Source organism: Ancylobacter dichloromethanicus, assembly GCF_018390645.1.
Classification (GTDB): Bacteria; Pseudomonadota; Alphaproteobacteria; order Rhizobiales; family Xanthobacteraceae; genus Ancylobacter; species Ancylobacter dichloromethanicus.
Genome location: NZ_JAHBGC010000007.1, coordinates 17,934 through 35,314, shown reverse-complemented (window position 1 = coordinate 35,314; position 17,381 = coordinate 17,934). Strand labels below are relative to the sequence as shown.

The following is a 17,381-nucleotide window of genomic DNA, read 5'->3' as shown; positions in this document are numbered from 1 at the left end:
CAAAGCAGGAAAGCAAGGGAGATCCGATCGCCGCCTCCTGTTGTGCGGCACGAGACGACCGGAACTCGGATTGCGCTGATGGATGCGCCGGACTGGGGGCAAGGCATGCCGTCGACGGTAATTGAGCGAACCACTATGATGAGGCCACACGGACGCTATCGGTGTGGTTCCGACAGAGCGGGCGACGCTACGACTACCGCAATGTCCCTCCAGAGACTTATGCGGCTTATAGAGCCGCGATCTCGAAGGGAAGCTATTTCAACCAGTTTATCCGCGATCGCTTTCCATACCGCCGGATAGTGCAGCGCTAGTGGTCGACGTCCTCGTTCAGCGCGCCAGCCGCTTCGCTGCACTCACCAAGGACGTCAGGCGATGCCCTTGCCGCCGGTGACGCCATAGACTTCGCCGTTGATGAAGCTGGCCTCCTGCGAGGCGAGCAGCACATAGACGGGCGCCAGTTCGACCGGCTGTCCCGGGCGGCCGAAATCGCTGTCCTTGCCGAAATTCTCCACCTTCTCGTCCGGCTGGCCGCCGCTCGGCTGCAACGCCGTCCAGAACGGGCCGGGCGCGACCGCATTGGCGCGGATGCCCTTCTTGATGAGCTGCTTCGCCAGCGCCTTGGTGTAGGCGACGATGCCCGCTTTGGTCGTCGCATAGTCGAGCAGGATGGCCGAGGGCTGGTAGGCCTGGATCGAGGCGGTGGTGATGACGGAAGCACCCGCCGGCAGATGTGGAACGGCTGCTTTGGTGATCCAGTGCAGCGCATAGAGGTTGGTCTTCATCGTCCGGTCGAAATCTTCCGTCGACAGCTCGTCGATCGTCTCGCGGAACTGCTGCCTCGCGGCGTTGATGACAAGGATGTCCAGGCCGCCAAGACCCGACACGGCCTTTTCCACCATTTCCCGGCACCAGGATTCGTCGGTGATGTCGCCGGGAAGCGCGAGTGCCTTGCGCCCTTCGGCCTCGATGAGGGCGATGACCTGCTTCGCATCGGCCTCTTCGTCGGGAAGATAGGAGATGGCGACATCCGCTCCCTCGCGTGCGAAGGCGATGGCGACCGCCCGCCCTATGCCGGAATCGCCGCCGGTAATGAGCGCCTTGCGCCCTTCCAGCTTGCCGGACCCGCGATAGCTCTCCTCGCCATGGTCGGGCACTGGGTCCATCTTGCGGGCGAGGCCCGGCATGGGCTGCGGCTGCTCGGGAAAGGGCGGGCCCGGATACAGCGTGCGCGGGTCCTGCATTTTCAGACGATCAGGCATGGTGGCTTCTCCACTTAATAGGTCGCCGACGTGACGGCGCCGGCTCAATCGCCGGTCTGCGCATTGGCGGCGGCGACGGGCTTGGATTCCGGCGAGCCCTGATGGCGCAGGAAGATCGACAGCACGACGAGAACGGCGGTCGACAGGAATTCCGACTGCCAGTTCTGGAACGACTCGAACCACAACTGCGGATCGAGCAGGTAGCTGCCCCACGTCTGGACCTCGCTGCCGTGGCGGAGCGCCTCGGCATTGGCGGCGGTCATGCTGAACCACCAGTGCAGCAGGAACGAAGCGACGAACAGCAGTGCCAGGGCGAGGCCGAGCGAGTGCGCATAGAGCCATGCCGCCAGCTTATGACGGGCGCGCCACGGCAGCTCGTCATCGGGCCTGTAGGGCTCATCGGGATCGCGCGATTCCGACGAGCCGCGCTGGAACAGCATGGCGGTCAGCACGACGTAGGCCGCCATCTGCAGGAACTCGCTCTCCCAGTTCTCGAACAGCGCGGACAGGAATTCGCCCGTGCTGACATAGGCGGCCAACCCGATGTCCGGCTGTCCATGGTCGATGAGTTCCTTGTTGAAAGCGGCCTGGCCGGTGAGCACCATGCCCGCGACGGAGACGAGGAACGTCAGGCACAAGGCCAGCGTCAGTCCGTTGTTGCGCAGGAAGTTTTGCATCGGTGCCTGGTCTCCGGGGCTAGCGCCAGCCGTCGAGCACTTCCTCGGTGCTCGCCACTTCGATCTGCTCGCTGAAGCGGGTGAGGTAGAGTTCCATCAGCGCGTCGTGGGTCTCGTCGGACGAACTGCAGAGGGCATCCGCGACGAGGATGACCCGGAAGCCCCGGTCGATGGCGCCGAGCGCGGTGGCGAGCACGCAGACATCGGTTTCGCCGCCGGTGATGACGATCGCCTCGACCTCCGACTGCGCCAGCAGCGCGTCGAGCCGGCCTTCCATCCAGGGCGAATAGACCTGCTTGTCGACCACCCTCGCCGGCGGGACGAAGCGTTCCAGCGCCGGCACCAGCCGGTCGGCATCCGCGCCGATCTCCTCGAGCGTGGCGGATGCCCAGCGGCGGTAGTAGCGCGCCCAGGCGCCGCGACCCTCGCCCGGCCGCGCGGCCGGGATGAACCTGGTGAACACGGTCCGCTCCGGACGATGGCCGCACAGCGCCTCGATTGCCGGCAGTACCCGTTCCAGCCAGGGGACCGCCCACGGATAGTCCGGGCCGAACAGGCGCTGCATGTCGACGCACAGATGCAGGCACGTGTCGCCGAGCGGTCCGTGGACGAGTCCCCGGGCTGCCATCCCATACGCCTCCTCAGAGCTTGACGGCTGCCTCGCGCGCCCACAGGCGCAGCTTGCGGCAGCTCTCGACGAATTTTGCCGCCGACGTCGGCCCTTCGAGCGCGATCAACCCCTCATCGGCATCGGGAGCGACGCCGGTCTTGGCCAGTAGCGGCACGGCGGCGGAGGTGAAACCGATGAACTTGCAGTGCGCAAAGGCGTCTGCCACGAAGTCGCGCGCGGCGGCCTCGCCGGTCAGCCGCTCCGCCCCTTCCTGCGAGAGCAGCAACACAACGGCGTCGAACAGCACCGAAGGGCCGCCGTCGATCATGTGCTTGGCGGCGACCTTGGTGCCGTCCGCGGTCTCGACGCCGCCGACCTTCGGCGCGACGAGCTCCATCACCGCCCCTTCCTTCTCGATGGCGACTTGCAGCGCCTTCAGCAGCTTGCCATCGCAGCCATTGCTCGCCAGCACGCCCACCTTGCGGCCCTTGAAGCTCGCCGGGCCGTTCTGGATGATGCTGAGGGCCGGGGAGGCCGGCAGGTCGTCGCGCGGCGTCACCGCGGCGTCGGCGGGCTTCGGCAATTTCTCCATGCCGAGCTTGTCGGCCACGGTGGCGCCGAGCGCCTCGTCAATGTTGAGCAGATGCGCCACCATCCGCTCGCGGATCACCGGCGCCTCGACCTTGCTGAGCTCGAAGGTCAGAGCCATGGCGATGTGCTTCTGCTCCGGCACGGTCTGGCTGTTGAAGAACTGCCGCGCCTGGCTGTAATGGTCGGCGAAGCTCTCGGCCCGCAGGCGAACCTTCGGCGCGTCGATCTGCTCAGCGAACGAGCGGAAGCCGCGTGCGGGATCCTCGCGCGGGCCCTCGCCGCGCGAATTGGGCTGGTAGTTGGTGCGCCCGACCGGGTTGCGCATCGCCATGTGCCCGTCCTGCTGGAAATGCGCGAACGGGCATTTCGGCGCGTTGATCGGGATATGGGTGAAGTTCGGGCTGCCGAGCCGCTTCAGCTGGGTGTCGAGATAGGAGAAGTTGCGCCCCTGCAGCAGCGGATCGTTGGAGAAGTCGATGCCGGGCGGCACGTTCTGCGTCATGAACGCGACCTGCTCGGTCTCGGCGAAGAAATTGTCCGGCATGCGGTCCAGCACCAGCCGGCCGATCGGGATCGGCTTGAGGATCTCCTCCGGGATCAGCTTGGTCGGGTCGAGCACGTCGAAGTCGAAGCTGTCGGCGAAGGTCTGGTCGAACAGCTGCACGTTGAGCTCCCATTCCGGGAAATTGCCGGACTGGATGGCATCCCACAGGTCGCGGCGATGGAAGTCCGGGTCGGCGCCGTTGATCTTCACCGCCTCGTTCCACACTACCGACTGCAGGCCGAGCTTCGGCTTCCAGATGAACTTGACGAAGGTGGATTCGTCCTTGGCGTCCAGCAGGCGGAACGTGTGGACGCCGAAACCTTCCATGAAGCGGAAGGAGCGCGGGATCGCCCGGTCCGACATGACCCACATGATCATGTGCATGGATTCCGGGGTCAGCGAGATGAAGTCCCAGAAATTGTCGTGCGCCGAGGCCGCCTGCGGGAAGGCGCGGTCGGGCTCCGGCTTCACCGAGTGGATGACGTCGGGAAACTTGATGGCGTCCTGGATGAAGAACACCGGGATGTTGTTGCCGACGAGGTCCCAATTGCCCTCTTTGGTGTAAATCTTCACCGCGAAGCCACGCACGTCGCGCGCAAGGTCGGCCGAACCTTCGGAGCCAGCGACGGTGGAGAACCGCACGAAGGCGGGCGTCTTCTCGCCGGCGCGCTGGAACAGGTCGGCGCGGGTGTATTTCGCCAGCGATTCATAGGTTTCGAAATAGCCGTGCGCGCCATAGCCGCGCGCATGAACGACGCGCTCGGGAATGCGCTCATGATCGAAATGGAAGATCTTCTCGCGGAAGTGGAAGTCCTCGATCAGCGCCGGGCCGCGCGGGCCGACCTTGAGCGTGTTCTGGTCGTCGGCGACCGGGCCACCCTGGGCCGTGGTCATCACCGGCGTGTCGCCCTCGGCCAGCTGGTGCAGTTCGCCACCATTGCCGCGGATCAACGTCTGATCGTGGACCCTCGCGGTTGAACCTGACGTTCCCTTGGGTTTCCGTGCCATCCGCGTGCGCTCCCTCGGCGTGTGCTCCGTGCCGGGCTGACCCCGCACCGCCTCACTAACCTTGTGGGTCGGCTTTCGTTGCGCGCGGCGGTCCAAAGCCTTCGGGAATGTGGGCGGGCGCCAGTCCTCGCCGCCACGGCTCGCGAGGGCTTCGAAGAGGGCGCGGACTTTGATGCAAGCCAACGTACCTGATGCGATAGAAATCATCGGGCGGGACGTGGCAGATAACACTCTTGTCCGATAATCATTGGGATTGCTGCTGCCGCGAGCGTCTTGGGTTTTATCAATGCCGACGAGCAATCCTCTGGCGTGGGACGCCGACAGCCTCCGCCGGGCCATCCGTGCGGCCGGCGTCGCGCTCTGGTCGTGGAACGTAGATAACGACCAGCTCGCAATGGACGAACAGGCGTTTTTGCTCTGGGGCGTGCCGCAAAACGACGAGGTGAAATTTGAGGACCTGTCGGCCCATATTCACCCGGCCGACCGCGACCGTGTAAGAGCCGCCTTCACTGCCACGCGAGGCATTGTCGGTTCTTACGAAATCGACTTTCGCATCATGATCGGCGACGAGATCCGATGGATTTCCGCTCGCGGGCTTGGCAACGATTCGGGGCTGCACAACCGGCTGATGTACGGGGTCTTCCTCGACGTTACCGGCCGCAAGCAGGCCGAGGAAGGCCACGAGCTGCTCGCCGGCGAGATGAGCCATCGTGTCAAGAACCTGCTGGCCATTGCCGCTGGACTAACCCAGCTCTCGGCGCGTTCGTCGACGACGGCGAAGGAGATGGCGACCGAGCTGACGGGTCGCCTAACCGCCCTCGGTCGGGCCCATGACCTGGTTCGGCCGCTTCCCGGACATCAGGGCCAAGCGGCGCTGCTGGGGGACCTGCTGGCGGTACTACTCTCCCCCTATGAGGTTTCCGGCGCCTTCAGCGGGCGTATCCGCGTTGCGGTTCCTCGAATGGGCGTCGGCGAGACCGCGGCGACGACGCTGGCGCTGGTGATCCATGAACTCGCAACGAACTCGTTGAAATACGGAGCGCTCTCCGCCGAGGAGGGAACGCTGGACGTTTCGGGTAGCCTGGATGAGGAGGACGTGAAGATCGTCTGGACGGAACGCGGCGGGCCCGCCGTCGAGCCGCCGAATGGTGCCGTAGGCTACGGCAGCCGTCTTGTGGTCCGTAGCATCTCCGGTCAACTCGGCGGCTCGATCGACTACAACTGGTCGGTAGAGGGCGTGATCGTCACCTTGATACTAAAGGCATCGAAGCTGACTGCCTAGGAGTGAGCGCGAGGCGAAACGCTCGCGCCCCGTTGCGCCGGTCCGCCACAAAACGTTCCGCGATTAGCGTAGAGTCGTCATGAGTTTCTCGCAGAACCGCACGGTATCAACGATCCATCGTTTCGAGTAGGGATGACGGCGGTCCAGAACGACGGGGAAGGCGAGCCAACGCTTGGTGGTACGGATATCCAAACTGGCGGGAATTGAAGGGCAAACGCAAATTCGCAGTCGCCGGATCGCTGCGCCGAGCCTTCAAACTTCCTCGGAACGCCCGGTCCCGTCGCCGTCGATGTTTTTCCTTGACGTCGTGAATATATCCCAGGCCGCCATAAACATGGCGGCAATGACCGGGCCAACAACAAATCCGTTGAGACCGAATGTGGCGATGCCGCCCAGTGTCGAGATGAGCACGACGTAGTCCGGCAACTTTGTATCTTTGCCCACCAGGATCGGCCGCAGGAAGTTGTCGACGAGCCCGATGACGAGGGCACCGAATGCGACCAAGACGGCGCCCTGCCAGACGGCTCCGCTCGCCAGGAGATAAATAGCAACCGGCGCCCAGATCAGGCCTGCGCCGATCGCCGGCAGCAATGAAAAGAAGGCCATTACCACGCCCCATAGCAGCGGAGCGCTAATCCCGAGGAACCAGAATATCAGACCCCCGAGCGTTCCTTGCAGAAGAGCGACAAGCAGGTCGCCCTTGACCGTGGCACGGATGACGATCGTGAACTTGCTGAGGAAGTCCTGCTTGTGTTCGGCGAGCAAAGGGATGGCATCCCGGATACGCCTGGAGAGCGCCGCTTCGTCGCGGAGCAGGAAGAACAACAGATACAGCATGACGAACAGGTTCACGACGAAGTCGAACGTGCTCTGACCGATATCGAGGGCCTGGGTCGCAATGTACTGGCTGCCCGTGACAAGGCCGGCGGAGAGCTTTTCCTGCAACGCTTCGAGGCTCGCGACGCCGAAGTGATCCAGCAGATCGGTTGCCCATCCAGGCAAGACGGCCCGCACCTGCCGAAAGAACCGGCCGAAATCGATCTCTCCCGACTCGACAAGCGTCACCGGTAGAATCAGGATCGTTACGATGATGAAGACCGTGACGAAGGCGGCAAGGTTACGACGCCCTCCCAGCAACCGCACCAGCCGCCGGTAGAGTGGCGCGAACAGAACAGCGATAATGGTTCCCCATAGAACCGCACCGTAGAACGGCCAGAGGATCCAGGCGAACGCCAGCGATATCGCCACGATCATCGCGAGGAAGGCATTTTGTTCAACGCTGCGCATGCTGCCCTGCCCCGAACGCGTGGTCCTTGGGCCTACTTCACAATCCCAAGCCCACGCTGGCAAGTTGGTGGGTTTCAGGTGGGTCGCTGACGTTGGGCGCGGCGTTCGCTGATCGAGCGCCCTGATGTTTGCGGTCCGCGGCGAGCCGCGACCCACCTTGAGTGCCAGAAGATGCCCGCCGAAGGTGCGGAAGGTGTCGTCCGCCGCCGTTCGATGGAGGTGCGCGGACGGTGTGCCCTCCTTCTAAGCCAGGCTCCCGGTCAGGTTTGTGAGGTCGAGGTCGGTGATCGTCTTCGGCCGATATTGCTTGGTCTGAAAGTCGAAGAATCCGAAGGTCGCCTTGCGCACGAAACCAAAGCCGCAGATGACGGCCGCGGGGATGGCTTCGTGGCCCACGAGTTCGTCCAATCGGGCGAAGACGTCGTCGCCTTCGCGCAGGACCACCAAAAAGCCGGCAGGGGTAGCGATGTAACGCGTGGCCTCAGCCATGAATCCCTCACACGATTGTTGGGGTGATGCCGTCCAGCGTCGCCTCGCGAGGCGTGGCGCCCGTCAATCAGCGAGGCAGAATGCGCTTGAGCATCTTGGGCAGTTCCTCCTCTGTGAAGGGCTTCTTCAGCACCGGGCGGTTGCGATAGCCGTCTCTCACGCGCGATCGCTATAGCCGGTCGAGAAGACGAAAGGCACACCACGCATGGCGAGCGCGTCGGCGACGGAATCGGCGACGGAATAAGTCTTGCTGCCATTGAGGTTCATGTCCAGCATGGCCAGATCGTACGCCTGACTGTCAATGAGCGCGATTGCCTGCTCGACCGCGGCGGCGGTGGTCACGGCTAAGCACCCGAGATCGCCAGCATGTCCTCGATCATGATGAGGATCAGCATTTCACCTCGACGACGAGAACCTGCCGACCGGAAAGCAATCTATCCATCGCGCGCACCGCACGGCGCGGGAAACTCGATCGTGCAGACCAGGCCGTCCGTGCGGTAGTCGAGATCGACCGTGCCTTCCGTGGCTGACGACGACCGCCGGCCCTGCGCCCCAGTCCTTGTAGTTGAGGCTGGTCCCGTCCCTGGTGGTAAGTGCCGCTTGTTACAGCTTCACCCCTCTTGCAACACGAATGACGCTTCCTAAATCGCTTGCTGCCGGCGCCCATCGGGGCCGGCGGTCGCCGGGCACCGCTCGGCGCCCGGCGATCAGATTGTCTTGTACCCATGTTGCTCAATGGAGGATGTGGCTATGAGAACCACTCTCGACTTTGCTCCCCTGTTCCGGTCGAGCATCGGCTTCGACCGCATGCTGAACGCGCTCGAAACCGCGAGCCGTGTCGCGACGATCGACAACTGGCCGCCCTATGACATCGTCAAATCCGGCGAGGACGACTACCGCATCACCATGGCGGTGGCGGGCTTTACGGATGCCGACCTCACCCTCACTCAGGAGCAGAACCTGCTGGTGGTGACGGGTCAGAAGTCCGGCGATGATGGCCAGTATCTCCATCGCGGCATCGCCGGCCGGGCCTTCGAGCGCCGCTTCGAACTCGCCGACCATGTAAAGGTCACCGGCGCAAGCCTCGTCAACGGCCTGCTCACCATCGAGCTGAAGCGCGAAATCCCCGAGGAAATGAAGCCGCGCCGCATCGCGATCGCGACCGACGCCGCGCGTCCCCAGGGCGAGGTGAGGCAGATCGAGGCCGAGAAGCGCGCGGCCTGAAGCGCTTCCCGCACAACGCACCGCGTAGGGACGCCGGGCTTACCCGCCCGGCGCCACGGGAAGCTTTTGCACCCGAACGGAAAGGAGAAAAATCATGAGTGTACGTGACCTGATCCCGTGGGGCCGCGACAATGGCAGTTCGGTCCCCACTGTCTTCCGCGACGACGAGCGCAGCCCGTTTCTCTCGTTGCACCGCGAGGTGAACCGGCTGTTCGACGACGTCTTCCGCTCCTTCGACCGCGGCCTGCCGGCCTTCGGCGCGCTGCCGACCTTCAACGTCGGCTGGCCGAGCGTCGAGATCGCCGAGACCGAGAAGGAGATCAAGGTGACGGCCGAGGTCCCCGGTCTCGAGGAGAAGGACGTCGAGGTCTTCCTCGACAACGGCGTGCTGACGCTCAAGGGCGAGAAGCGCTCGGAGACGCAGGACAAGGAGAAGCAGTTCTCCGAACGCTTCTATGGCCGCTTCGAGCGGCGCATCCCGCTCGGCGTCGAGGTCGAGGAAGACAAGATCGATGCCCGCTTCAGGAACGGCGTGCTGAGCATCGTGCTGCCTAAGAGCGCGAAGGCGCAGTCGCAGGTGAAGCGCATCGCCATCAAGCACTGAGACCATCGCTGACCGGCAGCGACCCTATGGCGAGCTGCCGGTCGCCTCCTTCGCCGACGAGGGAGGGATGAGATGCTGGAGACCGTCAGAGAAACACCGTCCAACCCTACAATCCATCGACCAGCGAACTGGCCCGCCAATGACGCACGCGGTCCGCTGGCGATGGGGCGCTCCGTTTTCCCCGAGGATGCGGTCGCCCGCATCTTCAGGCCGTCGCGCTGCGTGATGACGGCGGGCCGCGCGCGCTGCAAGAGTTGGCGCCTCGTCTTCGAGCGGCGCGGCGCGCCCGTCATCGAGCCGCTGATGGGCTGGACGGCGGGCAGCGACACGCTCGCCCAGATCGAGCTCGACTTTCCCTCGCTCGACGCCGCGATCCGCTACGCCGAGCGGCAGGGTCTCGCCTGTGTCGTCCAGTCGGCGGCGCGATGCCAGGAGCGCATCCCTCCCTCGCACGGAGTCCGACCTGCCAGCCGGGCTCCTCTTCTCGACCTTGGGCATTTCAGCCGGCCGGAGCGGCGGTACGGCGCGCGCGATCGCGTCGTCCCAGCCGGCAGACGCCACACCATCAGTCGCAACCGAACAGATGAGGAGGATCAATCATGCTGAAGTCACTGTCTGTAGACACGCCGAAGGCCTTCGACGTCGTCACCATCATCGCCGGCCTCGGCCTTGCCCTGGCGCCCTGGTATCTCGGTTTCACCACCGAGACCGCCGCAGCGTGGAATGCCTGGATCGTCGGCGCCGCCGTGACGCTGATCGCCGTGGCCGCCCTGTTCGCCTTCCACCAGGTTGAAGAATGGGCGAACGCGGCGCTCGGCCTGTGGGCCATCGTCGCGCCCTGGGCTCTCGGCTTCTCGGCGCTGTCCGTCGCCGTCGCCGCCCATGTGATCGCCGGCCTTGTCGTCGCGGCCGTGGCGGCCGCCCGCCTGTGGTTCACCACCGGGCGGCCATACTCGACCGCCTGATCGTGTGAGCCGGCCCGGCGCCCTGCCGGGCCGGCCTTTCATTCGCTCCAACAGAAGGAAAGCAACCTAATACGGGGGCCAGGCATGCTCACGGTTCCTACACGGAAGAAAAGGATGATCACCACCCTTCTGGTGGCGCTGGCGCTGGCGCTGGTGGCCGGGATCGCGTCACCTGCCCTCGGCCAACCGGCGATTGCGGGCATCGCCGGCGGTGTTCCAACGCTGGCGCCAGTGCTCGATCGGGTGACGCCGGCGGTGGTGAACATCTCGGTGATCTCGCGCGCCCCCGGCTCATCGAACCCGCTCTATAACGATCCCTATTTCCGCCGCTTCTTCGATCTGCGGGACATGCCGCAGGAGGAGCCGCGGCTGAGCGCCGGCTCCGGGGTCATCATCGATGCCGCGCGCGGCCATGTGCTGACGAACCATCACGTTGTCGCAGGCGCAAGCGAGATCGTCGTCACGCTGAAGGACGGGCGCCGACTGCGCGCCCGTCTCATCGGCTCCGACAAGGCGACCGACATCGCGCTCCTCAAGGTTCAGGCGACCAACCTCGTCGCATTGCCCATCGGCGATTCCGACCGGCTGAAGGTCGGTGACTATGTCGTCGCCATCGGCAATCCCTTCGGCCTCGGCCAGACGGTGACCTCCGGCATCGTCAGCGCGCTCGGTCGCACCGGCATCAGCAATGACGGCTATGAGGACTTCATACAGACCGATGCCTCGATCAATCCCGGCAATTCCGGCGGCGCGCTGGTGACACTGGACGGTCGGCTGGTCGGCATCAACACCGCCATACTGAGCCCAGCGGGCGGCAATGTCGGCATCGGCTTTGCCGTGCCGAGCAACATGGTGGTGGCGGTGATGAACCAGCTGGCCCGCGACGGCAGGGTCCATCGCGGCCGGGTCGGTATCGCCGTGCAGGACGTCACGCCGGATATCGCCGAGGCGCTCGGGCTGGGCGACGTGCGTGGCGCGGTGATCGCCGGTGTCGAACCGGGCTCGCCCGCGCAACGGGCCGGCCTCGCCGCGGGCGACGTCGTGACGGCGGTCGACGGCAGTCCGGTGCACAGCGCCGCCGGCCTGCGTAACCGCATCGGCCTGACACCCGCCGGCACGAGCGTGACATTGACGGTGCGGCGCAGCGACGGGGCGCGCGATGTCAGCGTGAGGATCAGTTCCTGAGGAGCGTCCCGCTCATGCCGGCATAGAACTCTGCCGTGGCCGACCTATCTCGAAGATGTTTCGACAGGGAGGACGTCATGAACGCCAGTGACGTCGTCGCCGTGCTCGGCCCGGTCGACGAAGCCTCATCGCCGACATCCTCATGACCGGAGCCACGCGCGAGGAACTGGCGCAGGCCCGGGCCTAGCGCCAGGCCGACGAGGCGCTGATCGATGAAGGCCGGCAACACCCGCCGTCGCGCGTCGCCGAGCTCGTCGCGCTTCTCGAGGAGCTGGACGAGGACGGCGAGGAATGAGGCGGGCGCGCCTCGTAGACGCGCCCGCCCTGATCCGCCTCAGCTCGTCGTCAGCACCCGCAACGGGCCGCGCCGGTCGAGCACATCGACCACCACCTTGCCGCCGGAGCGGCGCAGCGCGACGTCGACCGCCCCGCCGTCGAGCCTGATATCGCGCAATGTGACCTCGCTCAAGAAATCCGGCAGCGTGGGTTCGTCGAAGGTGACGTGCAGCCGCTCCGGGTCGAAGCCGAGCCCGAGGCAGGCCTGCAGCATGTAGAGCGGTGCCGCCGCCGCCCAGGCCTGCGGCATGCAGGCGACCGGATAGAATGTCGGCCCGCGGGTCTGCTGGCGGGCAAAGCCGCAAAACAGCTCTGGCAGGCGGCGCAGGTCGATATAGGTCGAGGCGGCGAAGAGGCCCTCGAAGATCCGCGCCGCCTCGCGCTTGAAGCCGTAGCGGGCGAGGCCGGCGGCGATCAGCGCATTATCATGCGGCCAGACCGAGCCGTTATGGTAGCTCATCGGATTGTAGCGCGCTTCACTGCTGGCGATGGTGCGCACCCCCCAGCCGCAGAACAGCGTCGGTCCCATCAGCGTGCTCGTCACAGCGGTTGCCCGCTCCGGTAGGGCAATGCCGGTGAGCAGCGCATGCCCGGCATTGGAGCTTCTGACGCGGCACGGCCGCTTCTCGCCGTCGAGCGCCAGCACATAGGTGCCGAGCGCTGCATCGAAGAAGGCCGCATCGAAGGCGGCGCGCAGCGCCTCGGCACGTCGGTCAAACCTGGCGGCGCGTTCAGGGTGCCCCAAGGCGCGGGCGACGTCCGCGGCGGCCCGCCAGGCGCCATAGGCATAGGCCTGCACTTCGGCGAGGGCGATGGGGCCCCGCGCCAATGTGCCGTCGGCATGGAAGACCGAGTCATGGCTGTCCTTCCAGCCCTGATTGATCAGCCCCTCCGCGGTCTGCCGGCCATATTCGACAAAGCCGTCGCCGTCGTGATCGCCATGGTTCTCGATCCAGCCGAGCGCCGCCTCGATGTTCGGCCAGAGCCGGCGCAGCGTGACAAGGTCGCCGGTGCGCTCAAGGTAGGCGCCCGCCAGCATGATGAAGAGCGGGGTGGAATCGACGCTGCCATAATAGCGCCGGAACGGCACCTCCCTCAGCTCTGCCATCTCGCCATGGCGCACCTCGTGCAGGATCTTGCCCGGCTCGGCGTCGGCCTCCGGGTCGAATTCCGTGGCCTGGTTGGCGGCGAGATGCAGGAGCACGCCGCGGGCAATGGCCGGGTCGAGCCACAGCGTCTCCAGCGCGGTGATCAGCGCGTCGCGCCCGAACACCGTGCTAAACCACGGGATGCCGGCGTAAGGATAGGGTCCCTCCGGCGTATCGGTGACGAGCATATAGAGGTCGGAGACCGAACGGCGCACCGCCTCGTTGAAGATGTCGTTCGAAGTGATGATCGCCGTCGCCCGCGAGGCGGAGGAGCGCAACGCGCGGCGCGCATCGCGCATCGCGCGAAGGAAGGCAGGACGCACTGGCCTCTCGCTGGCGCCGTCGCAGGCGATCTCCAGGACCATGGTCCGTACCTCGCGCGGGGCGAGGTCGAAGACGAAGCCGGCATGGTCCGCCGTCAGTTCCTGCGGTGCCGGGTCGAAGCGCAGCGTGGTCTGCCGTCGCTGTCCATCAAGGCCGAGATAGGCGAGCTTCACCTGGTCGGCCGTCATCTCCGGCCTTTGCCGCGTGCCGCGCCGCGCCCGTTGCGTGCCACGTACCTCGAACAGGTCGGCAAAGTCGGCGGCGAAGGCGATGTCGATCCTCACCCGCCGGGACCGGTCGTCGAAGTTGCGGATGGCGATCCGCTCATGGCAGGTGCCGTTCCACAGAAAGCGCGAACGGCGCAGATGAAGCAGGTCGTGCTCCAGCACCAGCCGGCCCTCGGCATCGAACAGGTCGGGATTGGTGAGATCGCAGGTCAGCGTCGCGTTATCGTCGCGCAGCGTCGAGGACAGCAGCATCGGCCGCTGCCCGGCGATGGTCAGGTAGAGATGTGAGAGATAGCGCGTGTCGCGATGATAGAGGCCCTCCGGGCTGCCCGGCCCGGAGAGCGCATCGCCGTTGTGGTCGAACACGGCGAAGGTGTCACCGTGCTTGAGCGTGCGCGGCCGCCGCTCCTGCAGCGAGGCGGCGGCCGGGATGAAGAATTGCGCCAGCGGCGTGCCTGGCCCGGTCGGCGCCGGCGCATGCGCGACCGCTTCCGCACTGGTCGTGCCGTGCATGGAGGACCTCCCGCTCAGGCGACGGCCCGCAATTCGATGCCATCGGCCAGCCCGTTGCCGGTGCCGTTGGCCACGGCGGGAATGCGCATCGCGGCACGGCGCAGACCAGGAAGATCACGATAGATGGCGAGATAATCCAGCGCCATGCGCTCGACCGTAAAGCGCTCCTCGAAGGTAGCGCGCACCTCAGCACGGTCGAGCTTTGCGACCGAGCGCACCGCCGCCACCGCCTCGCCGATGTGGCTCACGATGAAGCCGCTGACGCCGTCATCGATCACCTCCGGCACCGAGCCGTGGCGGAAGGCGATCACCGGCGTGCCGCAGGCCATGGCCTCGATCATGACAAGCCCGAACGGCTCCGGCCAATCGATTGGAAACAGCAGTGCGCGGGCATTGCCAAGGAAATCGGCCTTCTGCTGCTCGTTGATCTCGCCGATGAACTCCACATTGGGATGCCGCGCCACCATCGGGCCGATCACCTCGTCCCAATAGGCCTGGTCGGCCTTGTCCAACTTGGCGGCGATCTTGAGCGTCATGTCGGCGCGGGCGGCGATCTCTATGGCGCGGTCGGGCCGCTTCTCGGGCGAGATGCGGCCGAGGAAGGCGAGATAGTCGCCCTGGGGGGTCGCGGTGAAGGGCAGGACGTCCCTCGGCAGGCCATGGTGCACGGTGCCGGCCCAATGGACCGGCGGCATGGGGCGGCGCTGATCGTCCGAGATGGAGACGAGCGGATAGTGCGGGAAGGCGGAATAGAAGGGCCTGAGGTCGGGCAGGTCGAGACGGCCATGCAGCGTCGTCACCATGCGGTCGGCAAAGGCACTGGCGAGCGGATAATGCAGGAAGTCGACATGGAAGTGCAGCACGTCGAACTCGGCGGCCCGGCGGCGCACCTCCTCCAGCATCATCATGTGATAGGGCAGCGGGTCCCTGACCTGCGGATTGAGCCTGAGCGCCATGTCGCAGCAGGGCACCAGCTCGGCCGCAGTCTTGGATTCGCCGCTGGCGAACAGCGTCACCTGATGGCCCTGCCGGACCAGTTCCTCGGTGAGATAGGACACGATGCGCTCCGTGCCGCCATAGAGCCGTGGCGGGCAGCATTCCGCGAGCGGGGCGATCTGGGCGATCTTCATCGGCAAAACCTCCTCGTTTGAGCAAAGCGTTGACAATGAGCGCGGTCGGAGAAGTCCGGTGGCCACCCAGGAGGGCGTGACCGCCTTCCTCGTCGTAGTGGCCGCTGCCGTGATCGAAGCGATCCGGTCCGTCCGGCGCCCGCCGCAACGAACCCGAGCGATAGCGGCCGTGCTGAGCAGGACCTCCCCGGTTGGCGATATCGTCGAGATGCCCCGCGCGGCGCGCCCGTGGCATCTCAGTTGATGGAAGCGCGCCCGCCTTGTTCAAGGCAAATGCGTTCCGGCGTGGGAGCCGGTTCATTCTGGCGCGAGACAGGGACCCGGATCTCCTCCGGGCCCCGCCTTGTCAGAAGTCCATGCCCGCGCCGGCGGGAACGGCGGGTGCTGCTTCCTTCTTCGGCTTCTCTGCGACCAGAGCCTCAGTGGTGATCAGCAGCGAAGCGACCGACGCCGCGTCCTGGAGCGCGGTGCGCACCACCTTCGCCGGGTCGATCACGCCATTGGCGACGAGGTCCTGGTAGGTCCCGGTCGCGGCGTTGTAGCCCCAGTTGTAGTCGTCCTTCTCCAGCAGCTTGCCGACGATCACCGAGCCATCCTCGCCGGCATTGGTGGCGATCTGCCGCGCCGGCGTCTGAATGGCGCGCCGGACGATGGCGACGCCGGCCTTCTGGTCTTCATTGGCCGGCTGTACGGAATCGATCGCCTTCAGCGCCCGCAGCAGGGCGACGCCGCCGCCCGGCAGGATGCCTTCCTCGACGGCCGCGCGGGTGGCGTGCAGCGCGTCGTCGACGCGATCCTTCTTCTCCTTCACCTCGACCTCGGTCGCGCCGCCGACGCGGATCACCGCGACGCCGCCGGCGAGCTTGGCCAGGCGCTCCTGCAGCTTCTCACGGTCGTAGTCCGAGGTGGTCTCCTCGATCTGCGCCTTGATCTGCGAGGTGCGGCCCTGGATCTCCTCCTTCGACCCCGCTCCGTCGACGATGGTGGTGGTCTCCTTCTCGATCACCACCTTCTTGGCGCGGCCGAGCTGGGCGAGAGTGACGTTCTCCAGCTTGATGCCGAGGTCCTCGGAGATCACCTGGCCGGCGGTGAGGATGGCGATGTCCTCGAGCATGGCCTTGCGGCGATCGCCGAAGCCGGGCGCCTTCACCGCCGCGACCTTGAGGCCGCCGCGCAGCTTGTTCACCACGAGGGTGGCCAGGGCCTCGCCCTCCACGTCCTCGGCGATGATCAGCAGCGGCCTGGAGGTCTGCACCACCGATTCCAGGAGCGGCAGCATGGCCTGCAAACCGGACAGCTTCTTCTCATGGATCAGGATGTACGGATCCTCCAGCTCGACCCGCATCTTCTCGGTGTTCGTCACGAAATAAGGCGAGACATAGCCGCGGTCGAACTGCATGCCTTCGACCACCTCGAGCTCGGTGGCGGCGGTCTTGGCTTCCTCGACGGTGATCACGCCTTCATTGCCGACCTTCTGCATCGCCTCGGCGAGGAAACGGCCGATCTCGGTGTCGCCATTGGCAGAGATGGTGCCGACCTGGGCGATCTCGTCATTGCGCGTCACCTTGCGGGCACGGGTCTTGAGATCCGCCACGACCGCGTCCACCGCGAGGTCGATGCCGCGCTTGAGGTCCATCGGGTTCATGCCGGCGGCTACCGCCTTGGAGCCTTCCTTCACGATGGCCTGGGCGAGAACGGTGGCGGTGGTGGTGCCATCGCCCGCGAGGTCGTTGGTCTTCGAGGCCACCTCGCGCACCATCTGCGCGCCCATGTTCTCGAACTTGTCCTCGAGCTCGATCTCCTTGGCAACGGTGACGCCGTCCTTGGTGATGCGGGGAGCGCCAAAGCTCTTCTCGATGACGACGTTCCTGCCCTTCGGGCCGAGCGTCACCTTCACCGCATTGGCAAGCGTGTCCACGCCGCGCAGCATCTTCTCGCGCGCCTCGGACGAGAACTTCACTTCCTTGGCAGCCATGAT

The 17,381-nt window shown here is 65.7% G+C and carries 18 protein-coding genes and 1 pseudogene; 8 read left to right on the top strand and 11 right to left on the bottom strand.

The window, feature by feature from the left end:
* Positions 1 to 161 precede the first annotated feature (161 nt).
* Positions 162 to 311 (top strand): KTSC domain-containing protein, encoded by a 150-nt coding sequence (locus KHC23_RS24295; protein WP_271188744.1) that lies wholly within the window; start codon positions 162 to 164, stop codon positions 309 to 311.
* 54 nt (positions 312 to 365) lie between these two features.
* Here the strand turns inward: KHC23_RS24295 and KHC23_RS04380 are convergent, their stop codons facing one another.
* The 4 genes from KHC23_RS04380 to katE are packed head-to-tail and all read right to left on the bottom strand — an operon-like array spanning position 366 to position 4,689.
* On the bottom strand, positions 366 to 1,259 hold the full coding sequence (locus KHC23_RS04380; RefSeq protein WP_213369918.1) for an SDR family oxidoreductase: 894 nt from the start codon (positions 1,257 to 1,259) through the stop codon (positions 366 to 368).
* A 44-nt stretch (positions 1,260 to 1,303) separates the two neighbouring features.
* Complete coding sequence (locus KHC23_RS04375; RefSeq protein ID WP_213369916.1) at positions 1,304 to 1,936, bottom strand: DUF6766 family protein; 633 nt, start codon at positions 1,934 to 1,936, stop codon at positions 1,304 to 1,306.
* 19 nt (positions 1,937 to 1,955) lie between these two features.
* Positions 1,956 to 2,564, bottom strand: a complete 609-nt coding sequence (locus tag KHC23_RS04370) for a cysteine hydrolase family protein (protein WP_246544200.1) — start codon at positions 2,562 to 2,564, stop codon at positions 1,956 to 1,958.
* Between the two features lie 13 nt (positions 2,565 to 2,577).
* Positions 2,578 to 4,689, bottom strand: a complete 2,112-nt coding sequence (katE, locus tag KHC23_RS04365) for a catalase (protein ID WP_213369914.1) — start codon at positions 4,687 to 4,689, stop codon at positions 2,578 to 2,580.
* Positions 4,690 to 4,975: 286 nt separating this feature from the next.
* On the opposite strand from katE, the gene KHC23_RS04360 reads away from it, so the two are divergent.
* Complete coding sequence (locus KHC23_RS04360) at positions 4,976 to 5,971, top strand: sensor histidine kinase (RefSeq protein ID WP_213369911.1); 996 nt, start codon at positions 4,976 to 4,978, stop codon at positions 5,969 to 5,971.
* 252 nt (positions 5,972 to 6,223) lie between these two features.
* Here the strand turns inward: KHC23_RS04360 and KHC23_RS04355 are convergent, their stop codons facing one another.
* The 3 genes from KHC23_RS04355 to KHC23_RS24290 form a co-directional block, all read right to left on the bottom strand.
* Entirely contained in the window at positions 6,224 to 7,258 is a 1,035-nt protein-coding gene (locus KHC23_RS04355) for an AI-2E family transporter (protein WP_213369910.1), read from the bottom strand.
* Between the two features lie 243 nt (positions 7,259 to 7,501).
* Positions 7,502 to 7,747, bottom strand: coding sequence for a PCC domain-containing protein (locus KHC23_RS04350; protein WP_213369908.1), 246 nt, complete (start codon positions 7,745 to 7,747; stop codon positions 7,502 to 7,504).
* 156 nt (positions 7,748 to 7,903) lie between these two features.
* Entirely contained in the window at positions 7,904 to 8,089 is a 186-nt protein-coding gene (locus tag KHC23_RS24290; protein WP_246544197.1) for a response regulator, read from the bottom strand.
* Between the two features lie 408 nt (positions 8,090 to 8,497).
* Here KHC23_RS24290 and KHC23_RS04340 point away from each other — a divergent pair, with 408 nt between their 5' ends.
* The 5 genes and pseudogenes from KHC23_RS04340 to KHC23_RS04320 form a co-directional block, all read left to right on the top strand.
* On the top strand, positions 8,498 to 8,971 hold the full coding sequence (locus KHC23_RS04340) for an Hsp20 family protein (protein ID WP_213369907.1): 474 nt from the start codon (positions 8,498 to 8,500) through the stop codon (positions 8,969 to 8,971).
* 94 nt (positions 8,972 to 9,065) lie between these two features.
* Positions 9,066 to 9,575 carry an Hsp20/alpha crystallin family protein gene (locus KHC23_RS04335; RefSeq protein ID WP_213369905.1) on the top strand — a complete coding sequence of 170 codons (510 nt, stop codon included), beginning with the start codon at positions 9,066 to 9,068 and terminating at the stop codon, positions 9,573 to 9,575.
* 72 nt (positions 9,576 to 9,647) lie between these two features.
* Positions 9,648 to 10,181, top strand: coding sequence for an NADH dehydrogenase ubiquinone Fe-S protein 4 (locus tag KHC23_RS24845; protein ID WP_213369904.1), 534 nt, complete (start codon positions 9,648 to 9,650; stop codon positions 10,179 to 10,181).
* The gene (locus KHC23_RS04325) at positions 10,175 to 10,540 is read left to right on the top strand and encodes an SPW repeat protein (RefSeq protein WP_213369902.1); all 366 of its coding nucleotides are present in this window, start codon (positions 10,175 to 10,177) and stop codon (positions 10,538 to 10,540) included. The genes KHC23_RS24845 and KHC23_RS04325 overlap by 7 nt, the downstream gene beginning before the upstream one ends.
* A gap of 84 nt (positions 10,541 to 10,624) precedes the next feature.
* Positions 10,625 to 11,716: pseudogene (locus KHC23_RS04320) on the top strand (Do family serine endopeptidase); the annotation flags it as partial.
* Here KHC23_RS04320 and KHC23_RS04315 read toward each other — a convergent pair.
* The 3 genes from KHC23_RS04315 to KHC23_RS04305 all read right to left on the bottom strand — a co-directional run bounded on the left by KHC23_RS04315 (position 11,715) and on the right by KHC23_RS04305 (position 15,403).
* Positions 11,715 to 11,951, bottom strand: coding sequence for a hypothetical protein (locus tag KHC23_RS04315; protein WP_213369898.1), 237 nt, complete (start codon positions 11,949 to 11,951; stop codon positions 11,715 to 11,717). The pseudogene KHC23_RS04320 and the gene KHC23_RS04315 overlap by 2 nt on opposite strands.
* A gap of 108 nt (positions 11,952 to 12,059) precedes the next feature.
* A complete protein-coding gene (locus KHC23_RS04310) occupies positions 12,060 to 14,273 on the bottom strand; it encodes an amylo-alpha-1,6-glucosidase (protein WP_213369896.1) in 2,214 nt (737 codons plus the stop codon).
* Between the two features lie 14 nt (positions 14,274 to 14,287).
* Positions 14,288 to 15,403: a glycosyltransferase family 4 protein gene (locus KHC23_RS04305; RefSeq protein ID WP_213369894.1), complete on the bottom strand. Its 1,116-nt coding sequence runs from the start codon at positions 15,401 to 15,403 to the stop codon at positions 14,288 to 14,290.
* A gap of 58 nt (positions 15,404 to 15,461) precedes the next feature.
* Between KHC23_RS04305 and KHC23_RS04300 the strand changes: the two genes are divergently transcribed.
* Complete coding sequence (locus KHC23_RS04300) at positions 15,462 to 15,647, top strand: hypothetical protein (protein WP_213369892.1); 186 nt, start codon at positions 15,462 to 15,464, stop codon at positions 15,645 to 15,647.
* A 102-nt stretch (positions 15,648 to 15,749) separates the two neighbouring features.
* Here KHC23_RS04300 and groL read toward each other — a convergent pair whose 3' ends face one another.
* Positions 15,750 to 17,378 (bottom strand): chaperonin GroEL, encoded by a 1,629-nt coding sequence (gene groL / locus KHC23_RS04295; protein ID WP_213369890.1) that lies wholly within the window; start codon positions 17,376 to 17,378, stop codon positions 15,750 to 15,752.
* Positions 17,379 to 17,381 lie beyond the last annotated feature (3 nt).